The following is a 22,217-nucleotide window of genomic DNA, read 5'->3' as shown; positions in this document are numbered from 1 at the left end:
CTCACATGGCCGCGCGCAGGGCCTCGGCGCGCGCACTCGGTCCATCCCCGCGTGCGCGGGGCTCACGGCGACGACCATGTCGAGCACCTCGAGGACGTCGGTCCATCCCCGCGTGCGCGGGGCTCACGGCAACCTGGACAAGAAGCCGTCCGACCTGAGCGGTCCATCCCCGCGTGCGCGGGGCTCACGACCACCGAACACGCAACGAGCCCGCCCAGGGAGGTCCATCCCCGCGTGCGCGGGGCTCACATCCGCAGCGGCTCCGCGATGCTGCCGCCCGGCGGTCCATCCCCGCGTGCGCGGGGCTCACCGGTGCCTCGACCTGAGCCGGGCGACGGTCGTCGGTCCATCCCCGCGTGCGCGGGGCTCACAGTTAATGACCTGCATCAACGCGGGCCGTTATCTCCGCTTGATATTCGGGATGGCTCAGGTTCACGGTGATCGTATCTGGCACAGCCGAAACTGGCTGGCCTCGTGGCGGAACGCGCTGGAAAATGGCGGCAGTCCCCCGTGTCCACCAGCACAGGAGCGCTCTCGTGTCCACACCCCCTTCTCTGTCGGACGGGCCGCGTACGGCGGCCTCCCTCGCAATGCACCTCGCGCACCTGGGGGTGAGGCACGGTGACACCCTTCTGGTCCACAGTTCCCTGCGCTCTCTGGGGTGGGTGTGCGGGGCCGACCAGGCGGTGGTCCGGGCCCTTCTGGACGCGGTGGGGCCCACGGGGAACCTGGTGGTGCCCACACAGACCATGGGGAACACGGATCCCGCCAGCTGGGTGAACCCTCCGGCGCCGAAGGCCTGGTGGGAGACGATCCGCGCCGAGGCACCCGCCTTCGACCCCGCCATCACGCCCAGTTCCTATATGGGCCGTATCCCCGAACGGGTCCGGACCTGGCCCGGCGCGGTGCGCAGCGACCATCCGCAGACCTCCTTCGCCGGGCTCGGCCCGCGAGCGGCACATCTGATGCGTCCGCACCCGATCACATCAGCGCTTGGAGAGGGTTCGCCCCTGGCCAGGATGGAGCGGGCCGACGCGCGAGTGCTGTTGCTGGGTACCGGCTACGACTCCTGCACCTGCTTCCACCTGGCGGAGTACCGGGTCCCCCGGCCGAGGACGGAAGCCTCTTCGTGCGCGATCCGGAACTCCGAGGGGCGACGGGAGTGGATCACCTACACCGGTGTGGCCCTGGACGAGAGTGACTTCCCCCGGTTGGGCGCCGAGTTCGAGGCCACCGGCGCGGTCACCGTCGGGCGTGTGGGATCGGCGACCGCCAGGCTGTTCTCCCTGCGGGAAGCGGTCGCCTTCGCCGTCGGCTGGCTCACCGAGCACCGCCCGGCTGCGACGGAACCCACATCCGCGGGCAGGCGGCGGGAAGGCCCCGGCGGCCTAGCCTGGAGATGACCTCTCCCGCCACACGGAATCGGACCACACACCATGTTGCAGGCCGCTGACCGCCCGCTCAACGAGCTCCACGACGCGATGCTCCTCGACCTGGACGGTGTGGTCTACATCGGCCCCACTGCCGTGCCCGCCGCGCCCGAGGCCGTCGGCAAGGCGCGTGCCGCCGGAGCCCGGGTCGCCTTCGTGACCAACAACGCCGGACGCACCCCCGCTCGGATCGCGGAGCACCTGACCCAGCTGGGCGTGCCCGCCGCCCCCGAAGACGTGGTGACCTCCGCCGAGGCGGCGGCGCGCCTGGTCGCCGCCCGGTTCCCCGAGGGTTCCGAGGTACTGGTGGTCGGTGACACCGGGCTGCGCCAGGCCGTGCGCCGGATGGGACTTCGCCCCGTCACGGTCACCTCGGACTCAGTGGTGGCGGTCGTGCAGGGCTACTCGCGGTCGATGACCCGGGACCTCCTCGACCAGGGCACACTCGCCGTCTCGCGGGGCGCGTTCTACGTGGCCAGCAACTCCGACGCCACAGCCCCCACCGAGTGGGGGGTCACCCCCGCCAACGGTTCCTTCGTGCGCGTGATCGCGCACGCCACCGGGGTGGAGCCCGTGGTCGCGGGCAAGCCGATGCGCCCCCTCCACGAGGAGGGCATGATGCGCACCGGAGCGAGCAACCCCCTGATCGTGGGCGACCGGCTGGACACCGACATCGAAGGTGCCACCGTGCACGGCGCCGCCGGACTCCTGGTGCTGTCCGGGGTGGCCACCCCGCGCGACGTCCTCGCCGCCCCCGTCCACCAGCGCCCCCGCTACCTGTCGTGGGACGTGTCCGGGATGAACGAGCCCCACCCGGGCCCGGTGCGCCGTGTCGACGGGGACACCGCACGCACCGAGTGCGGGGGATGGACCGCCACCTCGGTTCGGGGAACGGTCCGCCTGACCGGGGAGGGCGACCGGCTGGACGGCCTGCGCGCGCTGTGCGCGGCGGTCTGGGCCGACGAGTCGATCGACCCCGCCGGGTCTTCGGCGGCCGAGGCCCTGGGCGTACTGGGCTGGTGACCGTTTCACCGACCCGCCTCGCGTATCCGCGAGGCGGAGTCCGCCTCCACCTCCAGCACGCTGTGGATCCCGTTCCAGCCGCGCCAGGTCCGGCGGCGTAGTTCACCGGTCACCCGGACCACGTCACCGACCCGCCATCCCTCCACCGCCGCACACAGGCGTGGGTCGAAGGAGACGAGGGTCATCGAGTCGGCCCGGGCACGCCTTCGCCCGGGCACCTCGGGGCGGGCCACGCAGATCCGCCAGGTGACCAGTCGGCCGCCGCTGGGGAGCTCGCGTTCCGAGGGGGCGGCGGTGACCCGGCCGACGACGAAGACGTCGTTCCGGTGTCCGTCGGGGCGTTCGGTGAGTTCGGGCTCGGGGGTGGAGGGGTGGGTGGTCTTCGACGGGGTGGGTATCAGCACGAGGGCGCCTTTCTGTCCTGGTGTGCTGGTTCCAGGATCACCTGGGCGGGGTGGGGAGGGAAGAGCGTTTCCGGGGCTGTGGACAACGGTGCGACCCCACCGTCAACTGCCGTGACATCCTTGTCCTAGAGTCGGGTTCGGTCCGTGGCGGACCGAAGGACGCTTGAGGAAGAGGGGTGCCCGCCGTGCACGATGACGTGGACGTCAGCGGTCTGCCCGAGGGGATCACTCCGCTCGGTGACGAGATCTACGCGATCGACACGATGCTCGCCGGTTATCCCGGGGTCGTCTCCGCCTATCTCATCCGCACCGAACGCCCCTGCATCATCGAGGTCGGTACCGCCGGCTCGGCCCCGGTCCTGCGTGACGCCGTCATCAGGCTCGGGCTGGCCCCCGAGGACCTCGCCACCATCGTGGTCACCCACATCCACCTGGACCACGCGGGCGGCACCGGGGACATGGCGGCCCTGTTCCCCAACGCCGAGATCGTCGTGCACGAGCGCGGTGCCCGCCACCTGGCCGACCCCAGCCGTCTGATGGCCAGCGCGAAGATGGTGTGGGGCGAACGGCTGGACACCCTGTTCGGCCAGATGCACCCCACCGACGCCGCCCGGATCCGGTCCGTGGGCGAGACCGGGGAGATCGACCTCGGCGCCGGCCGCAGGCTCGTGTCCCACTACGCACCCGGCCACGCCAAGCACCACATGGGGCTGGTGGACACCGGGACCGGTGACCTGTACGTCGGTGACGCCCTCGGCGTGTACAACCCCCTGACCGGGGACCTGCGCCCGGCCACCCCGCCGCCGGACTTCGACATGGAGGCCTGCCTGCGCACCCTGCGCCTGTTCGGTGACATCGGTGCTCAGCGGCTCATGTTCTCCCACTTCGGCGCGCACGACGCCGTCACCGAGACCATCGACCGCGCCGAGAGCGAGCTCCGGCTGTGGGTGGAGACCGTGCGCGACTCCCGGGACACCGGCGGAGACCTCGACCACGCCATCGCGATGGTGCGCGACAAGGTGATCAGCCGGTACAGGCCGCTCCCGCCGGGGGCGTCGAGCGGGTCCGCCGCCGTCCTGGACACGCTCAGCGGCCCGGAGGCCAACGTGAGCGGGATCGTGCACTGGCTGGACCGGCTCGCCCAGGAACAGGCCGAGGCGAAGCGGAAGTCGGAGGAGGAGCGGGCCTGAGCCCCCTTCCCTGAGGGGCGGAGCGCACGGGAGTACGCCGTAATTCGCGTGCGCGTCCGGATCCTGTCGGCATAGCCTCCCGGCATGAACCCCCAGATTCGTGACCTCCGCCCGGAGGACGCCCCTCAGGCCCACGCGCTCATCCGCGCCTCCCTCCCCTGCCTGGTCCTCACAGAACAGCACATGCGGTGGCGGATGGCCCATCCGCTACCGGGGATGGACGACACCCGCATGGTCGCGGTGGAGGGCGAGACCGTGGTCGGGCACCTGCTGAGTCGTCTGCAGACCAACGAGGACGGGACCCGCACGGGCCGCAGCTACATCGGGGCCCTGGCCGAGGGGCACCGGAACGCGGACCTCGTCGAACGGCTCCTCGCGGCCTCGGAGGCCGTCCTGATCGAGAAGGGGGCGACCACCCTGCGCGTGAACAGTGCGCAGGAGGGGGTCCAGGCCGGTGGCGAGCTCTTCCGTCAGGCGGCCCGGGAACGCGGGTACGAGGTGCGGGAGGAGCACCACGTCCTCGGCCTGGACCTCAGCGGACTGCCGGACCGGCCAGAGACGCCGGAGGGCTTCCAGCTGCGCCCGATGACCGACTTCGCCGATCCGCGACCGATCTACGAGCTCGACAGGGCCTGTGACGAGGACGAACCCGGTGACTCGGAGGACGACTTCGTCCCCTACGAGTTCTGGCTGCAGTCGGTCTGGGAGAACCCGCTGATCGATCTGGAGATCAGCCTGGTGATGCTCCACGAGGGGAACCCGGTCGCCTTCTCCGCCTACATGTCCGACCGGGACACCCGTGTGGGGTCCTCGATGACAGCCACCCAGCGCGAGTACCGCGGGCGGGGGTTGGCGCGGTGCGCCAAGGTCTCCGCTCTGCGCCGGGCCCGGGAGCGGGGCATCACGCACGCCTACACGGAGAACCACGTGGACAACCAGCCGATGCTCGCCATCAACGACCGGCTCGGGTACGAGGCGGTCGGCGTCGAGAGGGTCCACGTCAGGCGTGTGGGGGCCTGAGGTCGACCCCGGATGTACGGGGGGGTCGGGCGCGAGGGCGGGTCTCGCCGTGCGTGTGTGACGGCCGGGACGCCCTAGCGGGCGCCGGGCAGTCCGAGCACGCGCAGGAGGTGCGCGTACAGACCGTCCGCCCAGGACAGTTCGTGCTCCTGGGGAAGCTGGTCGAAGGCCCGCACCTCGACGGTCTCGTACTCACCGCTGAGGGGTTCCAGCTCACTGACGTGGGCGTGCGTGACCACGGTGGTGTGCCCGCCCGACAGCACGTAGTACCCCAGGGGCCGGAGGTCAGCGAGGGTGGCCCCGGCCTCCTCGAAGGCCTCACGCCGGGCGGTGGCGAACAGGTCCTCACCGCTCTCGCGGTGGCCTCCGGGGAACTCCCAGGCCCGCCGTCGATGGCGGACCATGAGGGGGCGCTTCCCCAGGTAGGTCAGGCACACCACCGAGTCGTACCGCTCGGGGACCGTTCCCAGGTACACGACGGCGCCGCCGAGTGGCTCCCGGCCACTCGACGGCGCTCCGTCACGATGTTCCGAGGGGGTCAGCCCCGGTCCTCACGGCCGCCTCGGCGGTCGTCACGACGATCGTCGCGGCGGTGGTCCCGGCCCTTCTCCTCGCGACGTTCGCGGGAGGCGGTGGCTTCGGCCTCGGCCGCGGCCTCGTCCGCCTCCTCCTCGACGTCGGTCCAGACGACCCCGTCCTCGACGTCGCTGTCGACCAGCTCGACACCCTCGATCGCGGCCAGACGCTCGTCCGCGTCGGTGACGCCCTCGCGGTCCACGGAGGAGGCGCGCGCGAAGTACTCGCGGGCGTCCTCCTTGCGGCCCAGCTCCTCCAGGACGTCGGCGTAGGCGTAGAAGAGTCGAGCCACGTACGGACGGGCCCGGCGCTCCTTGAGCTCCGGAACCTGGAGCTCGGCCAGGGCCGCCTTCACGTCACCCATGTCACGGCGGGCACCGGCGGCGACGATCCGCAGCTCGATGCGCTCGTCGGCGTCCAGGTCCTTGGCGGCCGGGTCGTTGGTGATCTCCAGGGCGCGCTCGGGGCGGCCCAGGCCGCGCTCACAGTCGGCCATGATCGCGAGGAACGTGTCCCGACCACTCATCCGGCGGGCCGCACGCAGGTCGGACAGGGCCTCCTGCCACTTGCCCACCGTGTAGGCGGCGATACCCGAGGCCTCGCGGACCGTGGGCAGACGGGAGGCCTTGCGACGGGCGTACGCGGCGTGCTTGTAGGCGCGCTCCGGGTCCTCGTCCACCATGATTCCGGCAGCCACGATGTGCTTGCCGACCAGCTCGGCCAGGGTCTTGGGCAGCGAGTGCAGGTCGCGCTTGGTGTCCTTGTCCAGCTGGTCGTAGGTGGCCTCGTCCGGCAACGGCGGAGCGATGTCGGCCGGGTCGCGGTCGTCACGACGATCGTCGCGACGGTCGTCACGGCGGTTGTCCCGCTGCGGTCGCCGGTCGTCCCGCTGGAAGTCGCGGCCCCGGTTGTTCCGGTTGCCGCCACGGTCGTCCCGTCCGTCGCGGCCGCGGAAGTCACGCCCGCCGCCCTGACGGTCGTCGCGCCCACGGTAGCCCCCGCGGTCGTCCCTACGGTCGTCGCGGCGGCCGTCCTGACGGTCCCGGTCACCACGGTAACCACCGCGGTCATCACGGCGATCCCCGCCGGGGCCGCCACGGAAGTCACGGCCACCACCACGACGGTCGTCGTCGCGCCTGCCGCCACGGTCGTCCCTGCGGTCGTCGCGGCCACGGAAACCTCCGCGGTCATCACGGCGGAAGCCGCCACGGCGGTCGTCGCCGCCACGGAAGTTGCGGCGTTCACCGCCGCCGGAACCGCCTCTGTTGTCGTCCCGGGAGCCCCTGTAGCCAGACCGGGGACGGGAATCGTCACCGCGCCCGCGACCGCCAGGCTCACCGGAGCGGCTACCGCTGTGGTCGTTTGCTCCGGAGTCCTCGCGGTCTCCCGATCGGCTGTCCTCAGTCATCCAACCCGTCCGTCAACACTCAAAAGCGCTGCCACCTTGAGCAGTAGCAGCGCGTAGTAGTACTCGTATCCTCCAGCTTACGACATGGCGTAGGCGCACATCACCAAAGCCGCAGCACACGACGATGTGACCCGTGTGTGTGGTTGTCCACAGGCTTCACAGCCCGCCATGGCCACCCCCACCCACACAGGCCTGCCCACCACCATTTTCACAAACGCACAAACCAGGGCAACAAAAAAGAGAAGGAGAAGAACCCACACCCCCAAGGCGTGAACCCTTCCCCTCCCCTTCTCTTCTAAGTAAAACCGTGGCGGCGACCTACTCTCCCACCCCATCACAGGGCAGTACCATCAGCGCAAGGAGACTTAACGACCGGGTTCGGAATGAGACCGGGTGTGACCCTCCTGCCAAAACCACCACGGAAACCAACACCCACAACCACCACTCAACCCCGAAAGGGAATGACAGCCACGAGCAAGCTTCGTGAACAAAGTGTGCGCGAACATCCAATTATCTGCAGCGGACAAGCCCTCGACCTATTAGTACCGGTCAGCTCCACCCCTCACAAGGCTTCCACACCCGGCCTATCAACCCTGTCGTCTACAGGGAGTCTTACCCTCTCAAGGAGGCAGGAGACCTCATCTCGAAGCAAGCTTCCCGCTTAGATGCTTTCAGCGGTTATCTCTCCCGAACGTAGCCAACCAGCCATGCCCTTGGCAGGACAACTGGCACACCAGAGGTTCGTCCGTCCCGGTCCTCTCGTACTAGGGACAGCCCTTCTCAAGTCTCCAACGCGCACAGCGGATAGGGACCGAACTGTCTCACGACGTTCTAAACCCAGCTCGCGTGCCGCTTTAATGGGCGAACAGCCCAACCCTTGGGACCAACTCCAGCCCCAGGATGCGACGAGCCGACATCGAGGTGCCAAACCATCCCGTCGATATGGACTCTTGGGGAAGATCAGCCTGTTATCCCCGGGGTACCTTTTAGCCGTTGAGCGACACCGCTTCCACACGCCGGTGCCGGATCACTAGTCCCAGCTTTCGCTCCTGCTCGACACGTCCGTCTCACAGTCAAGCTCCCTTGTGCACTTACACTCAACACCTGATTACCAACCAGGCTGAGGGAACCTTTGGGCGCCTCCGTTACTCTTTGGGAGGCAACCGCCCCAGTTAAACTACCCACCAGACACTGTCCCCGAACCGGATCACGGTCCAAAGTTAGATGCCCGAAACAGTCAGAGTGGTATTTCACCAACGCCTCCACCGCCACTAGCGTGACAGTCTCACAGGCTCCCACCTATCCTACACAAACCATCCCAAACACCAATGTCAAGCTATAGTGAAGGTCCCGGGGTCTTTCCGTCCTGCTGCGCGAAACGAGCATCTTTACTCGTAGTGCAATTTCACCGGGCCCATGGTTGAGACAGTGGGGAAGTCGTTACGCCATTCGTGCAGGTCGGAACTTACCCGACAAGGAATTTCGCTACCTTAGGATGGTTATAGTTACCACCGCCGTTTACTGGCGCTTAGATTCCTAGCTTCGCGGGCCGAAACCCACTAACCAGTCCTCTTAACGTTCCAGCACCGGGCAGGCGTCAGTCCGTATACAGCGTCTTACGACTTCGCACGGACCTGTGTTTTTAATAAACAGTCGCTTCCCCCCGCTATCTGCGACCCCACCCAGCTCCGAAGGCATGCTTCTTCACCGGACAGGGCTCCCCTTCTCCCAAAGTTACGGGGACAATTTGCCGAGTTCCTTAACCATGGTTCACCCGAACGCCTCGGTATTCTCTACCTGACCACCTGCGTCGGTTTAGGGTACTGGCCACACACGAACTCGCTAGAGGCTTTTCTCGACAGCATGGGATCACTCACTTCGCCAAAAACGGCTCGGCATCACGTCTCAACCTTCATGAGAGGCGGATTTACCTACCCCTCGGCCTACACGCTTACCCCCGGACAACCACCGCCGGGTAGAGCTACCCTCCTGCGTCACCCCATCACTTACCTACTACAAGCTCGGGTCCCAGACCAGTTCAGAGGCACTCCCCGAAGGGACCACCAAGAACCAGCGTGGTTAGCATCACCTGATTCGATACTGGACGCTCGTGCACGGGTACGGGAATATCAACCCGTTATCCATCGACTACGCCTGTCGGCCTCGCCTTAGGTCCAGACTCACCCTGGGCGGATTAACCTGCCCCAGGAACCCTTAGTCAATCGGCGGCAACGTTTCTCACGTTGCTTTCGCTACTCATGCCTGCATTCTCACTCGCACACCCTCCACCACTCGATCACTCGGCAGCTTCACTGGATGCACGACGCTCCCCTACCAACCCAAGAATAAACTTGGACTTCACAGCTTCGGCGGTGTACTTAAGCCCCGCTACATTATCGGCGCAGAACCACTTGACCAGTGAGCTATTACGCACTCTTTAAAGGATGGCTGCTTCTAAGCCAACCTCCTGGTTGTCTGGGCAACTCCACAACCTTTCCCACTTAGCACACGCTTAGGGGCCTTAGCTGATGATCTGGGCTGTTTCCCTCTCGACTACGAAGCTTATCCCCCGCAGTCTCACTGCCACGCTTCACTTAACCGGCATTCGGAGTTTGTCTGACGTCAGTAACCTTGTAGGGCCCATCAGCCAAACAGTAGCTCTACCTCCAGCAAGAAACACGCGACGCTGCACCTAAATGCATTTCGGGGAGAACCAGCTATCACGGAGTTTGATTGGCCTTTCACCCCTACCCACACCTCATCCCCCAGATTTTCAACTCTGGTGGGTTCGGGCCTCCACGAGGTCTTACCCCCGCTTCACCCTGGACATGGGTAGATCACTCCGCTTCGGGTCCACAGCATGCGACTCAAACGCCCTATTCAGACTCGGTTTCCCTACGGCTACCCCACCCGGGTTAACCTCGCCACACACCATGACTCGCAGGCTCATTCTTCAAAAGGCACGCCATCACAACCCCGAAGGACTGCTCTGACGGCTTGACAGCACACGGTTTCAGGTACTATTTCACGACCCCTCACCGGGGCACTTTTCACCTTTCCCTCACGGTACTAGTGCACTATCGGTCATCAGGACGTATTTTGGCTTAGCAGGTGGTCCTGCCAGATTCACACGGAATTTCTCGGGCTCCGCGCTACTCGGGAGAACATCAACACCTAGACTCTTCCTTCACCTACGGGACTCTCACCCACTCCGGTACCGCTTCCCAACGGATTCAGCTAGAAAAATCATCAGCGCTCCAGGCCGACAGACCTGAAAAGATGCATCCCACAACCCCGCACACGCAACGACTGTCGTCTATCACACGCGCACGGTTTAGCCTCTTCCCCGTTCGCTCACCACTACTAGGAGAATCACTGTTGTTTACTCTTCCTACGGGTACTGAGATGTTTCACTTCCCCGCGTCACCACCAACTACCCTATACATTCAGGTAGCGGCAACCCGACACAACTCGGGCTAGGTTTCCCCATTCGGACACCCGCGGATCAAAGCTCGGTTGACAGCTCCCCGCGGCCTATCGTGGCCTCCCACGTCCTTCATCGGCGCCTGATGCCAAGGCATCCACCGTGTGCCACTATCACTTGGCCACTACAGATAATAAGATGCTCGCGCACACTATTCACAAATCAAAACACCAACCACAAACTCCGATACCTCACACCAGACCAGCTGGGAGTTCTCAGAGGTGGTAGCGGGAACCAACTCGGCCACCCACCCCCCAAAAAAGAGAGCCGATGGCCGCGATTGCTTCCTCAGATACCCAACAGCGCGCCCCCCGACGCTTCTAGTCGCCAGGGGTTAAGTTCAATTTTCTATGAGCCACTCCCCATCACCCCGAAGGGTGTGAGGTCCACTTTCGAGTCCGACCAACGATAGAAAGGTGTTGGTCTTCAAAAGACTCCTTAGAAAGGAGGTGATCCAGCCGCACCTTCCGGTACGGCTACCTTGTTACGACTTCGTCCCAATCGCCAGCCCCACCTTCACTCATTCCCTCCCCGAAGGGTTAGGCCACAAGTTTCGGGTGTTGCCGACTTTCATGACGTGACGGGCGGTGTGTACAAGGCCCGGGAACGTATTCACCGCGGCGTTGCTGATCCGCGATTACTAGCGACTCCACCTTCATGGGGTCGAGTTGCAGACCCCAATCCGAACTGAGACCGGCTTTAAGGGATTCGCTCCACCTTACGGTATCGCACGCCCATTGTACCGGCCATTGTAGCATGTTTGCAGCCCAAGACATAAGGGGCATGATGACTTGACGTCGTCCCCACCTTCCTCCGAGTTGACCCCGGCAGTCTCCCATGAGTCCCCACCATTACGTGCTGGCAACATGGAACAAGGGTTGCGCTCGTTGCGGGACTTAACCCAACATCTCACGACACGAGCTGACGACAGCCATGCACCACCTGTCACCCACCAACTAAATGACCCTGTATCTCTACAGGTCCACGGGTGATGTCAAACCTTGGTAAGGTTCTTCGCGTTGCGTCGAATTAAGCAACATGCTCCGCCGCTTGTGCGGGCCCCCGTCAATTCCTTTGAGTTTTAGCCTTGCGGCCGTACTCCCCAGGCGGGGCGCTTAATGCGTTAGCTACGGCGCGGAAACCGTGGAAAGTCCCCACACCTAGCGCCCAACGTTTACGGCATGGACTACCAGGGTATCTAATCCTGTTCGCTCCCCATGCTTTCGCTCCTCAGCGTCAGGTAAGGCCCAGAGACCCGCCTTCGCCACCGGTGTTCCTCCTGATATCTGCGCATTTCACCGCTACACCAGGAATTCCAGTCTCCCCTACCTACCTCTAGCATGCCCGTATCCACTGCAGAACCGGAGTTAAGCCCCGGTCTTTCACAGCAGACGCGACATGCCGCCTACGAGCTCTTTACGCCCAATAATTCCGGACAACGCTCGGACCCTACGTATTACCGCGGCTGCTGGCACGTAGTTAGCCGGTCCTTATTCCCCACCTACCGTCAACCCCACGAGAACGTGGAGCCTGCGTTGGTGGTAAAAGAGGTTTACAACCCGAAGGCCGTCATCCCCCACGCGGCGTCGCTGCATCAGGCTTTCGCCCATTGTGCAATATTCCCCACTGCTGCCTCCCGCAGGAGTCTGGGCCGTGTCTCAGTCCCAGTGTGGCCGGTCGCCCTCTCAGGCCGGCTACCCGTAATCGCCTTGGTAGGCCGTTACCCCACCAACAAGCTGATAGGCCGCGAGCCCATCCCTGACCGATAAAACTTTCCACCCTCCACCATGAGGTGGCGGGTCGTATCCGGTATTAGACGGCGTTTCCACCGCTTATCCCGGAGTCAGGGGCAGGTTGCTCACGTGTTACTCACCCGTTCGCCGCTCGTGTACCCCGAAGGGCCTTACCGCTCGACTTGCATGTGTTAAGCACGCCGCCAGCGTTCGTCCTGAGCCAGGATCAAACTCTCCATAAAGGTCAAACAACCCGTCCCGGCGACCAGAGGTCAGCCTGGGGCGAGTAAACCTAGAAGAAATCCTGACCAACCAACTCGCGTTGGTTAATCAAAGGAACCCTACGCACCGAAGTGCGTCGGGGCCAAAACAAACATGGCTTAAAGAAAATCAAACACGCGCTGTTGAGTTCTCAAGAAACAATCGCTCTTCCCGTACAAGCGCCAGAACCTCAAGGTTCCGTCTGCTCTTCCGGAGAAGGCCTCTGCGTTTCCACCGCTTTAGCGGCTTCTTCGCTGTGTTGTGTCTTTACTTTATCAGGTGTTCCGCGCCCCGCCAAATCGGCGTTTTCGCTTTCAAACCTGATCCGGAGAAAGAATTCCCGGTGCCTCGTCCGCTCTGCGTTTCCGCCGGGCTTTTGAAGCAACTCCCCGAGCCTACATGCTCCGAGCGACTGCTCGAACCACTCTGCTTCGGGAGGATGTCTGTGATCGCGGCCCGGTTCCGAGTCGAAACCATAAAGGTTCCGCTCGCCGTCCCGCAGCGACTCGTTCGAGTGTAGGGGGATCGTGTGCGGACGTCAAACCGGGACCCGGAACGGGCGCCCTCACGGCGATCCGGGCCTCTGGCACCTCGGCGCGCGGTCCTCACACCAGGCACGCGCCGGTACGTCGGCTCTGGTCAGACATGGACTGTCGTGCCCGGATCATCCCGGAGTCAAACTTCCGCCTCGTTCCGCCCACGGACGGAGGAACGGGGAAGGGCCGGTCCCCCACCTGGGAGACCGGCCCTCGTTCACCGGTGGGTCAGCCCTGAAGGACGACGCCACCGATGTTGCGCTTGCCCTTGCGGAGCACGACGAAGCGATCGGCGAGCACGTCCTCAGCGCTGAGCCTGGCCTCGACGTCGGTGACCTTCACGTTGTTCACGTAGGCGCCGCCCTCCTGGATGGCGCGTCGGGCCGCCGACTTGCTGGGCGTCAGCCCGCTCTGCGCGAAGAGGTCGGTGACCAGCAGTTCGGCGACCGGACCGTCGACCTCGGCCTTGGGCACCTCGGCCAGGGCGGCCTCCAGGGTGCGGCCGTCGAGCTCCGTCAGGTCCGCGCGGCCGAACAGCGCGAGGCTGGCGTCCTTGACCTTGCGGGTCTCCTCCTCGCCGTGGACCAGCGTGGTCAGCGCCTCAGCGAGGGTGCGCTGGGCCGCGCGGGCCTGCGGGCGCTCCTCCGTCTGGCGCTCCAGGTCCTCGATCTCCTCACGCGAGAGGAAGCTGAACACCTTGAGGTAGCGGATGACGTCGCGGTCGTCCGCGTTGAACCAGAACTGGTAGAAGGCGTACGGCGAGGTCAGCTCGGGGTCGAGCCAGACCGTCCCGGTCTCGGTCTTGCCGAACTTGGTGCCGTCGGCCTTCGTGAGCAGGTTCGTGGTCAGGCCGTGCGCCTGGCCGTGCGGCTCGTTGCCCTCGATCCGGCGGACCAGGTCCAGGCCCGCGGTGATGTTGCCCCACTGGTCGGAGCCGCCGGTCTGGAGCGTGCAGCCGTAGCGCCGGTAGAGCTCGACGAAGTCGTAGGACTGGAGGAGGACGTAGCTGAACTCGGTGTAGCTCATGCCCTCTCCGTCGAGGCGGCTCTTCACCGTCTCGCGGGCCAGCATCTGGTTGATGCTGAAGTGCTTGCCCACGTCACGGAGCAGCTCGATCGCGTTGATCTCCCCCAGCCAGTCGCCGTTGTTGGCGAGGACCGCGTCGGTCGGGCCGGCCTGCTCGCCCTCCGGGGCGAAGCGCAGGAACGCGGAGAGCTGCCCGGCCAGGTTCCCGACCCAGCCCCGCACCGTCTCCACCGAGTTCATCTGACGCTCGGCGTTGGGCTTGGGGTCACCGATGAGGCCCGTGCCACCGCCGACGAGGGCGATGGGCCGGTGCCCGGCCTGCTGGAAGCGGGCCAGGGTGAGCGCCTGGGTGAGGTGTCCTACGTGCAGGCTGCCCGCGGTGGGGTCGAATCCGCAATAGAGGGTGATCGGACCATCGGCCAGCGCCTTGCGGAGTGCGTCAAGGTCGGTCGTCTGCGCGATCAGGCCGCGCCACTGGAGTTCGTCGATGATGTCGATCACTGTGTGGCTCTCTGTTGTGTAGGCGGGCCCTTCGGCCCGATCTGCCTAGCAGTGTAAGGGCGGGTGCGTGTGTGGAGCACCCCGATATCCCTCACACGGCCACGCTACCGGCCGGGCGTCGGTCCAGTTCACGCGTGCGAAGGGGTCCGGTCAGACGTGTGGGAGCGGTGCCCTGACGCGGCCCCTTGACGCCGTTGGCTAATGGCATTAGCTTTATGGCTATGGGCATGAGCCACTGGGTTCGGGCCATGGACGAAGGAGACCGTCATGCACCACCTGCGCCGCCCCGAGGGTCGGATCGCCTACGACCTGTACGGAGCCGGGAACACCGGAGGCCTCGTGATCTGCGTGCCCGGCATGTTCGACCACCGTTCCTCCTTCCGGTTCGTCGCCGCCGCGCTGGCCCGGTCCGGACACCGCGTGGCCGTCATGGACCTGCGCGGCCACGGTGACAGCGACGCCGCCTTCGACCGGTACGACAGTCGCGCGACCGCCGGTGACGTCGTCGCCCTGGCCGAGGAGCTCGGCGGACGAAGGGTGGTGATCGCGGGCAACTCCATGGGAGCCGCCGCCGCGACCATCGCGGCGCTGGACCGGCCCGACCTCGTCGGCGGGATCGCCCTGCTCGGCCCCTTCCTGCGCCCGGCGGCCACGAGCCGACTGACACGGGCCGCGCTGAAGGTCCTCGTCTCCGGGCCCTGGACGGCCAGGGCCCTGACGATGTTCTACGACTCCCTGCACAAGGGACGCGTTCCGGAGGGCCACGCGGAGCAGAAGGCCCGGGTCCACGCGATGCTCCGCCCCGTCGAGCGGCGTCGGGCCGTGGCCAGGACCATCGAGGCGCCCAACGAGACGGTCGACGACGCGGGCGGGCTGACGGCTCCGGCCGTGGTGATCATGGGTGAGCTGGACCCCGACTGGAAGGATCCCCGTGCCGAGGCCGACTGGGTGGCCTCCGTGGTGGGCGGCCGCGTGGTCATGGTCCCCGAGTGCGGGCACTACGCGCAGTCTCAGCGGCCCGACGTGGTCGTCCCCGCGCTGGAGGAGCTGATCGAGAGGGTGGAAGCCGTTGCCTAGGGCAGGGCTGACCCCCGGAGTGGTCACCGCGGAGGCGGCCTCGCTCATCGACGAACGCGGGTTCGACGCCCTGTCCCTGGCCGCGCTGGCCAAGCGGTTGGGCGTGGCGACACCGAGTCTGTACAAGCACGTCGACGGGTTGGACGGGCTGCTGCGGGAGGTGTCCCTGCTCGCGGTGTCCGAACTCGCGGAGCGACTCCGGTCCGCCGCGGTCGGCCGGTCGGGGCCGGGGGCCGTCCGGGCGCTGTTCGACGCCTACCGCCGGTACGCGCTGGAGCACCCGGGCCGCTACGCGTCGATCCAACGGGCCCCGGCGCCCTCGGACACCGAGGCCCAGGCGGGGTTCGCGCGTCCCGTGGAGGTGATCACCGCGGTGCTGCGCGGGTTCTCGATCCCCGAGGGGCGGATGGTGCACACCATCCGCGCCCTGCGCAGCGCCGTACACGGATTCGTCGACTTGGAGACCCGCGGCGGCTTCGGGCTCCCGGAGGACGTCGACGAGAGCTTCGCCGTGCTGGTGGAGGGCTTCGTCCGTGCGCTGGAGGGGTGGTCCGGGCGCGGGGCCGGAGCGGAGGCAGGGGGCTGACGGCGGCGGAACGCTTCGGGCGGCGGTGATCCGAAGGAGGGACCGGTGTCCCTCCGGCACCGCCCCGCCAGGGAATACTGACCCCGGGTGCTGTTACGGTCCGGCCCCGTGATGGGCCAAGCTGGAGGGACCCGGATCGGACGACCGCCCGTCCCGGGAGGCAAGACAGTGTTGGAGTTCCCTGATGGCCCAGAAATCCTCCCCCCGAACCCCCGCCAAGGGTGGGAAGCCCACCTCCCGGCTGACCGCGATCATCAGTACCGTCGTCGGCGTCCTCGTGCTCGCCGCATTCGTCCTGCAACAGCTGGGCGTGATCGACCTGGAGTCGGGCGAACCCGCCACCGAGCAGCAGAGCGCCCCCGAGACGAGCTCTTCCGACGTCGACCAGGCCAGGGAGCGGTTGGAGGAGATCCGGATCGAGGAGGAGAACGACCCGCCCGGATACGACCGCGCCCTCTTCCCGCACTGGGACTCCGGGGTCCAGGACAACTGCTCCACCCGCCAGGTCGTGCTGCTCCGTGACGGTGAGGACGTCCTGACCAACGACAACTGCCAGCCGACCTCCGGTTCCTGGTACAGCCCCTACGACGGCGAGACCTACACCGACGCGCAGGACATCGACATCGACCACATGGTGGCGCTCAAGGAGGGGTGGCGGTCGGGTGCCCACGCCTGGTCGACCGAGGAGCGTCAGAAGTTCGCCAACGACCTCGACTCCTCACAGCTGTGGGCGGTGAGCGCCTCGACCAACCGGGCCAAGGGTGACGCGGACCCGGCGAACTGGATGCCGCCGCTGGAGTCCTCGCACTGCGACTACGTGGTGTCCTGGATCGAGGTCAAGCACAAGTGGGACCTGACCGCGGACCCCGACGAAGAGACCGCGCTGCGTGAGGTCCTCGCCGGCTGCTGACCCGGGCCGCCCGCGCGGGGCCGGGGTCTCCGTGACGCTGGCCCGGGGCTCCGGGCCAGCGGCCTAGGCGGGGTTCTCCTGAACCTCCACGCCCCGTGCGGTGGCCAGGACCTCCTCCTCCCCGATGAGGCCGAAGGGGTCCCTGACCTCGACGGCGACCCCCGGTGCGGGGGTCCAGAAGGCCTCGGCGCCGCCGTACAGCCCTCCGGTGCCGTTGTTGTCGAACTCCCCGAGCTCCCAGGTGTCCGCGTCGCGCTCGTGGTAGCGGGTGAGGAAGGTACGGACCGCGTCCAGGTCGGTGAACTCCTCGCTCCTCAGGACCAGCACCTGGAGCAGCACCTCGAACCCTCCGCCCTCCTTGGCCTGTTCCCAGGCCCGTTGGGTGAAGGAGACCTCCCCCCACTCATAGCTGAAGTCCGAGGCCGAGGCCTGGGGGCCGACCTTCGCGGGCAGGTGGCCGATGGTGAATCCGTCCAAGGGTCCTCCTCGGGGGCCGACGGCGGACACGGCCGCCGTGAGAACGAGTGCGAGCACGGTGGCGAGGGCCACCGGGGCCCACCTGGTCAGTCGCATGGTCACCTCCACCGGTTGGTCTCGGGACCGTCCCGAGTGACCGGTGATTCCATGCTCCGCCGGGCGGGCGGCCAGTACCAGAGTGTCCTCGAACCTGTGGATAACTCCGCTCCGACACACCCGCCGGAGTGCCTCCCGGGGGTTCTCGCCCCCGGGAGGGCCGGGGCCTAGCGCGCCCCGTCGACGTGGTGGTCGTACAGGAACTCCGCGATCGCCAGGGACGAGGTCGCCGCCGGGGACGGGGCGTTGCGCACACACACGACCCGGCCGTGGGTGTCCACATGGAAGTCGTCCAGGAGGCCGCCGTCCCGGCCCAGGGCCTGGGCCCGCACCCCGGCGGGCGCCGGGCGCAGGTCGGCTGCGGTGAGCTCGGGGAGCAGGCGGCGGGCCTGCCCGGCGAACACGGCCTTGGAGGCCGAGACCAGGGTCTCCCGCGCGCCCACGGTCCAGTGCTGGCGGGCCAGACGCCAGAAGCCGGGCCAGGCGAGTGTCTGCGCGAACTCACGGGCGTGCAGGTCGCGGGCGCGGTACCCCTCCCGGGCCAGGGCCAGGATGGCGTTGGGCCCGGCCATGACCTCGCCGTGCACGTGACGGGTCAGGTGCACGCCAAGGAACGGGTACCGGGGGTCGGGTACCGGGTAGAGCAGCCCCCGCACGAGGTCGCGGCGTTCCGGGACGAGCTCGTGGTAGTGGCCCCGGAAGGGGACGACCCGCGGGTCGGTACCGCCTCCGGCCATCCGGGCGAGCTGGTCGCTCTGGAGTCCGCCGCACAGGACCATCCGGTCGAACCGGTGGATGACCCGCTCCCCCTTGGGGTCACCGGTGAGGGCCTCGGTGCCGTCGAGATCCTGGCGGAGGTCGATGACCGGCGTGTTGAGCAGGACCCGGCCCCCGGAACGGCGCACGTCGTCCGCGAGCTGCTCCGCGACCGCGACGAAGTCCGTGATGGCGGTGGTGGGCGAGTGCAGCGCCCCGACCCCGACCGCGTGGGGTTCGACCTCGCGCAGTCCGTCGGGGCCGAGGCGGGTGACGCCGGGGACCCCGTTCTCCTTCGCCTTCGCCTCGATGTCGTCCAGGCGCGCCTCCTCCTCGGAGTTCACCGCGACGAGGAGCTTGCCCGCCTCCTCGTAGGGCAGGTCGTTCTCCGCGCAGTAGTCCCTGAGCAGGCCGACCCCCCTCCGGCAGAGGGTCGCCTTGAGCGACCCGGGGCGGTAGTAGAGCCCCGCGTGGACGACGCCGCTGTTGTGGCCGGTCTGGTGCGCGGCGACCCGGTTCTCCTTCTCGAGGACGGTGACCCGGGTGCCGGGGCGGTGGAGGGTGATGTGGCGGGCCAGGGCCAGTCCGACGATCCCCGCTCCGATGATGCCGATGTGTTCGGTGCTGCGCATGGGCGCACGCTAGCAACCCGGTGTCGGGAGCGGTGGCACCGGGTGACGTCGAACACGGGCCGCGCGGCCGAGGGTCACAGGGAGCGCAGTCCGACGAGCACGGCGTGCAGGATGTCCTCGCGGCCCAGCGGCCGGGAGGGGCCGCAGCACTGGAGCGATCCCTCGGAGACCATGCCGGTGACCATCGAACGCACCTGCCCCATGGGGAGCCCGACCTCGGCGGCCAGCTCCGCCACGGTCCGGGCCCGCCTGGCGTGGTTGAGGATGGCCTCCCGTTCGGGACGCAGCCACTCGTGGTGCCCGGGGGTGCGGGCGGCCACCACGAGGGTGAGCAGGTCCAGTTCGGTGGCGGCCGTCGTGGGCGGCGCGGCGAGCTCCGTGGTTCCGACGTCGACGGCGTAGGGCCGCAGGAACCTCTCGTTCTCCGCGTCCTCTCCCCCGTCCACGGGTCTTGGGCCGTTCCCGTCGGTGCGGTCGGCCGCGCCGCGCTCCGTCAGGCGACGGGCGTGGCGGCCCTCAGCGCTCACTGTGTCCTCCTGGAGGTGTCGGGAAGGGCGGGGCGTCGGACGGCGCGGGGTCGAAGGGCTCCTGTTCCCCGGACTCACCGAACCGGACGGACGGCCCCGTGGAGGCGTCCCGGTCGCGCCGCCCCGATCGACGGTGCGGGAGCTGTCCCCCGGAGGCGCCGTACGGACCCCGCGGGTCCGAGGCACCGACCCGGTACTGCGCGCCGCTGGGCGGCCGGGTCACGGCCTGGGGCTGGGGACCGGTGTGCGGCTGCGGACCGGTGTGCGGGGGGAGGCCGGTCCGCGCCTGGGGACCGGTGCGGGAACGCGGGTCGTGGTGGTCGGGGACCCCCTGGGGCCCGGACTGGCCGAACGGTCCCTGGGGCCCCGTCGGCTGGGTCGGCCCGTGGTTGGTCAGGTGGCTGAGCACGCCCGGGAAGGCCGGTGCGCCGGGCGGGGCACCGGTGACCGGGACCGGGTTGTCGACGGGCTCCAGCAGGCTGTCCGGGATGAGCGCGGTGGCCAGGGTGCCGCCGTAGGGCGAGGGGTGCAGCCACACGCGGATGCCGTGCCGTTCGGCGAGGCGGGCCACGACGAACAGGCCCAGTCGCGGGTCGTCGGGCAGGGCCATGACGTCGAACTCCGGCGGCCGGGTGAGCGTGCGCTCGGCCGCCGCGTAGCCCTGCTCGGACATGCCCAGTCCGCGGTCCTCGATCTCCACGATCAGTCCGCCCCCGACCGGGGAGCAGCCGACGTCCACGGTGGTCCCGGCGGGCGAGAACTGGGTGGCGTTCTCCACCAGCTCGGCCAGGAGGTGCACGACGTCCGCCACGACCTGGCCGTGCATGAGCACCCGGGGCGCGGACGTGAGCCGCACGCGGTCGAAGTCCTCGGTCTCCGCGATGGAGGCGCGCAGCACGTCCACGAGGGGGCGGGGCTGACGCCAGCGCCGGGCGGACTGGCCGCCGCCCAGGATGATGAGGTTGTCCGCGTAGCGGCGGGCACGGGTGGCCAGGTGGTCTAGGCGGAAGAGTCGGCGCAGCGCCTCGGGGTCCTGCTCCCTGTACTCGATCTCGTCGAGCAGGCGCAGCTGGCGTTGGACCAGGGTCTGGTTGCGGAAGGCGATCCCCAGGAAGGCCCGGTTGGCGCCCCGGCGGATCTCGGCCTGGCGGACGGCTGCCTCCACGGCGGTGATCTGGGCGCTGTCGAAGGCGTCGGCCACCTGGCCGATCTCGTCGTCGCCCTCCTCGTCCAGGGCCGGGAGCTCGTCCACCACGTCGACCTTGTCGCCGCGCTGGGCCCGCTCGATGATGTCCGGCAGGTCGGCGTCCCGCTCCAGGATCTGTTCGCGCAGACAGGTGAGGCGTTCGGTGAGGCGGCGCGAGGAGCGGCCCACGAGCGCGATGGCCACCGCGCCGCCGAGCAGGGTGACGGCGGCCGCGGCGACGCCCAGGGTGACCCTGAGCAGGGCGGCGCTCCAGGCCAGGTCCACGGTGCGTTCGATCTGGGTCCGGGAGATGTCGTCCAGGGAGCCCGCCGCGACGGCCGAGGAGGTGTCCCAGTCGTTGGCCTCGATGTCGATGGCGGAGTTCCACTCGGTGAGCGGTTCCTGGCCGGGGAGGGCGTCGTCGTTCTGGGCGACCGGCGGACGCGTCACGACCCTGCGGCTGAACCCCTCGGCCCTGGTCCACACGTCGTCCTGGATCAGGGCCTCGTGAGCCGCGCGGACGCTGGGGTGCATGGCGTGGCTGACGGTGTCGAGGGTGGCGCGGTAGGAGGCGGTGAGGAAGGTGAAGTGCGCCGTCTCCTCGTAGGTCATCCGCTCCGCCGCGATGACCCCGGCGAGCAGGGCGTCGGCGGTCGCGTACTCCTCGCGCGCGGCCAGGAGCTCCCTGGTGAGGACGGCGTCGGTGAGGTTCTCTCCGCCGTCGGTGGTGTGCAGCAGCGCGATGACGGTGTCGGTGAGGGTCCCCAGGAGGTCGCCGTAGCCGCTGAGGGCCTCCTCCCGGTTGGCGGTCCGGGCGTCGACCGTGGATCGCAGGGCCTCCAGGCGGTCCGGGGCGCCGGTCACCAGGGCGGAGTTGCGGTTCACCTCGACGTCCCGGCCGTCCTCCAGCCTCTCCGCGAGGGAGACGGCCTCGGTGAGGGCGCCGTCGGTGGTGTCGCGCTGCTCCTCCAGGTCGTCCTGGAGGGTCGCCTCCCCACCGCCGTCCTGGACTCCCAGGTGGACCATGGACAGGCGGCGTTCGGCGCGCAGCTCGGTCGCGGCCCGGGACAGGACCTCGGTGCCCTCCCGGGCCTGGCTCACGGCGCTCATCAGCTGTGCGGCCTGGGCGGTGCCGAGCGTGGCCACGATGAGCCAGAGCGCGAGGAAGCACAGGCTCGGGATGAGCACGATCCGGTTGAGCTGCCCGCGGATCGTGCGGGTGGACGCGTGTGTTCTTCGCATGGCCCCCTCCAGCCCGTGCGGGTGCCGGGGCGTCCCTGGAGGGGTGCCGCGGCGGCTTTCGGTCCTGCCGAGGCTATCGAAAAACCATTGCCGTACGTTGTCAAACAATCACGACTAGTTATACGAGCTTGTGGGG

At 67.7% G+C, this 22,217-nt stretch carries 16 protein-coding genes, 3 rRNA genes and 1 CRISPR repeat array (1 of these 20 only partly in view); of the genes, 8 read left to right on the top strand and 11 right to left on the bottom strand.

Annotated features, from left to right (window positions below; genetic code table 11):
• Positions 1-371: a CRISPR direct-repeat array (repeat unit 29 nt; unit sequence CGGTCCATCCCCGCGTGCGCGGGGCTCAC) (it extends 695 nt beyond the left edge of the window).
• Between the two features lie 165 nt (positions 372-536).
• A complete protein-coding gene (locus AC0VYM_RS10030; RefSeq protein WP_475461406.1) occupies positions 537-1,403 on the top strand; it encodes an AAC(3) family N-acetyltransferase in 867 nt (288 codons plus the stop codon).
• 33 nt (positions 1,404-1,436) lie between these two features.
• A complete protein-coding gene (locus AC0VYM_RS10025; protein WP_475461403.1) occupies positions 1,437-2,453 on the top strand; it encodes an HAD-IIA family hydrolase in 1,017 nt (338 codons plus the stop codon).
• A gap of 5 nt (positions 2,454-2,458) precedes the next feature.
• Here the strand turns inward: AC0VYM_RS10025 and AC0VYM_RS10020 are convergent, their stop codons facing one another.
• Positions 2,459-2,851 carry a single-stranded DNA-binding protein gene (locus AC0VYM_RS10020; RefSeq protein ID WP_475462989.1) on the bottom strand — a complete coding sequence of 131 codons (393 nt, stop codon included), beginning with the start codon at positions 2,849-2,851 and terminating at the stop codon, positions 2,459-2,461.
• Between the two features lie 191 nt (positions 2,852-3,042).
• Here AC0VYM_RS10020 and AC0VYM_RS10015 point away from each other — a divergent pair, with 191 nt between their 5' ends.
• Together AC0VYM_RS10015 and AC0VYM_RS10010 are read left to right on the top strand one after the other, a co-directional pair.
• Positions 3,043-4,047 (top strand): MBL fold metallo-hydrolase, encoded by a 1,005-nt coding sequence (locus AC0VYM_RS10015; protein ID WP_475462988.1) that lies wholly within the window; start codon positions 3,043-3,045, stop codon positions 4,045-4,047.
• An 84-nt stretch (positions 4,048-4,131) separates the two neighbouring features.
• Complete coding sequence (locus tag AC0VYM_RS10010) at positions 4,132-5,067, top strand: GNAT family N-acetyltransferase (protein ID WP_475461401.1); 936 nt, start codon at positions 4,132-4,134, stop codon at positions 5,065-5,067.
• Positions 5,068-5,141: 74 nt separating this feature from the next.
• On the opposite strand, the gene AC0VYM_RS10005 is transcribed toward AC0VYM_RS10010, so the two are convergent.
• Together AC0VYM_RS10005 and AC0VYM_RS10000 are read right to left on the bottom strand one after the other, a co-directional pair.
• Positions 5,142-5,543: an NUDIX hydrolase gene (locus tag AC0VYM_RS10005; RefSeq protein ID WP_475461398.1), complete on the bottom strand. Its 402-nt coding sequence runs from the start codon at positions 5,541-5,543 to the stop codon at positions 5,142-5,144.
• Positions 5,544-5,605: 62 nt separating this feature from the next.
• The gene (locus tag AC0VYM_RS10000) at positions 5,606-6,439 is read right to left on the bottom strand and encodes a tetratricopeptide repeat protein (RefSeq protein WP_475461395.1); all 834 of its coding nucleotides are present in this window, start codon (positions 6,437-6,439) and stop codon (positions 5,606-5,608) included.
• Here AC0VYM_RS10000 and AC0VYM_RS09995 point away from each other — a divergent pair.
• The gene (locus AC0VYM_RS09995; RefSeq protein ID WP_475461393.1) at positions 6,383-7,108 is read left to right on the top strand and encodes a hypothetical protein; all 726 of its coding nucleotides are present in this window, start codon (positions 6,383-6,385) and stop codon (positions 7,106-7,108) included. The two genes, AC0VYM_RS10000 and AC0VYM_RS09995, sit on opposite strands and share 57 nt — an antisense overlap.
• 248 nt (positions 7,109-7,356) lie before the next feature.
• Here AC0VYM_RS09995 and rrf read toward each other — a convergent pair.
• From rrf to tyrS, 4 genes are all read right to left on the bottom strand, one after another.
• Positions 7,357-7,472: ribosomal RNA gene (rrf, locus tag AC0VYM_RS09990) — 5S ribosomal RNA — on the bottom strand.
• A 97-nt stretch (positions 7,473-7,569) separates the two neighbouring features.
• Positions 7,570-10,659: ribosomal RNA gene (locus tag AC0VYM_RS09985) — 23S ribosomal RNA — on the bottom strand.
• A gap of 318 nt (positions 10,660-10,977) precedes the next feature.
• Positions 10,978-12,510: ribosomal RNA gene (locus tag AC0VYM_RS09980) — 16S ribosomal RNA — on the bottom strand.
• The 16S, 23S and 5S rRNA genes sit together here, the layout of an rRNA operon.
• Before the next feature lie 783 nt (positions 12,511-13,293).
• Positions 13,294-14,592 carry a tyrosine--tRNA ligase gene (gene tyrS / locus AC0VYM_RS09975; protein ID WP_475461391.1) on the bottom strand — a complete coding sequence of 433 codons (1,299 nt, stop codon included), beginning with the start codon at positions 14,590-14,592 and terminating at the stop codon, positions 13,294-13,296.
• A gap of 267 nt (positions 14,593-14,859) precedes the next feature.
• Here tyrS and AC0VYM_RS09970 point away from each other — a divergent pair, with 267 nt between their 5' ends.
• From AC0VYM_RS09970 to AC0VYM_RS09960, 3 genes are all read left to right on the top strand, one after another.
• Positions 14,860-15,669, top strand: a complete 810-nt coding sequence (locus AC0VYM_RS09970; protein ID WP_475461388.1) for an alpha/beta fold hydrolase — start codon at positions 14,860-14,862, stop codon at positions 15,667-15,669.
• On the top strand, positions 15,662-16,255 hold the full coding sequence (locus AC0VYM_RS09965) for a TetR/AcrR family transcriptional regulator (RefSeq protein ID WP_475461385.1): 594 nt from the start codon (positions 15,662-15,664) through the stop codon (positions 16,253-16,255). Before AC0VYM_RS09970 ends, AC0VYM_RS09965 begins: the two co-directional genes overlap by 8 nt.
• A 184-nt stretch (positions 16,256-16,439) precedes the next feature.
• Positions 16,440-17,165, top strand: coding sequence for an HNH endonuclease family protein (locus AC0VYM_RS09960; RefSeq protein WP_475461382.1), 726 nt, complete (start codon positions 16,440-16,442; stop codon positions 17,163-17,165).
• A 63-nt stretch (positions 17,166-17,228) separates the two neighbouring features.
• On the opposite strand, the gene AC0VYM_RS09955 is transcribed toward AC0VYM_RS09960, so the two are convergent.
• The 4 genes from AC0VYM_RS09955 to AC0VYM_RS09940 all read right to left on the bottom strand — a co-directional run bounded on the left by AC0VYM_RS09955 (position 17,229) and on the right by AC0VYM_RS09940 (position 22,081).
• The gene (locus AC0VYM_RS09955) at positions 17,229-17,738 is read right to left on the bottom strand and encodes a hypothetical protein (protein WP_475461379.1); all 510 of its coding nucleotides are present in this window, start codon (positions 17,736-17,738) and stop codon (positions 17,229-17,231) included.
• A 167-nt stretch (positions 17,739-17,905) separates the two neighbouring features.
• Positions 17,906-19,126: an L-2-hydroxyglutarate oxidase gene (gene lhgO, locus AC0VYM_RS09950; RefSeq protein WP_475461376.1), complete on the bottom strand. Its 1,221-nt coding sequence runs from the start codon at positions 19,124-19,126 to the stop codon at positions 17,906-17,908.
• A 74-nt stretch (positions 19,127-19,200) separates the two neighbouring features.
• Complete coding sequence (locus AC0VYM_RS09945) at positions 19,201-19,653, bottom strand: DUF742 domain-containing protein (RefSeq protein ID WP_475461373.1); 453 nt, start codon at positions 19,651-19,653, stop codon at positions 19,201-19,203.
• A complete protein-coding gene (locus AC0VYM_RS09940) occupies positions 19,643-22,081 on the bottom strand; it encodes a sensor histidine kinase (RefSeq protein WP_475461370.1) in 2,439 nt (812 codons plus the stop codon). The genes AC0VYM_RS09945 and AC0VYM_RS09940 overlap by 11 nt, the downstream gene beginning before the upstream one ends.
• Positions 22,082-22,217 lie beyond the last annotated feature (136 nt).

The sequence above is a fragment of the Nocardiopsis sp. iso_237 genome (assembly GCF_056173345.1).
The sequence above is the reverse complement of the archived record's forward strand: the minus strand, read 5'-3'. Positions and strand labels throughout refer to the sequence as shown.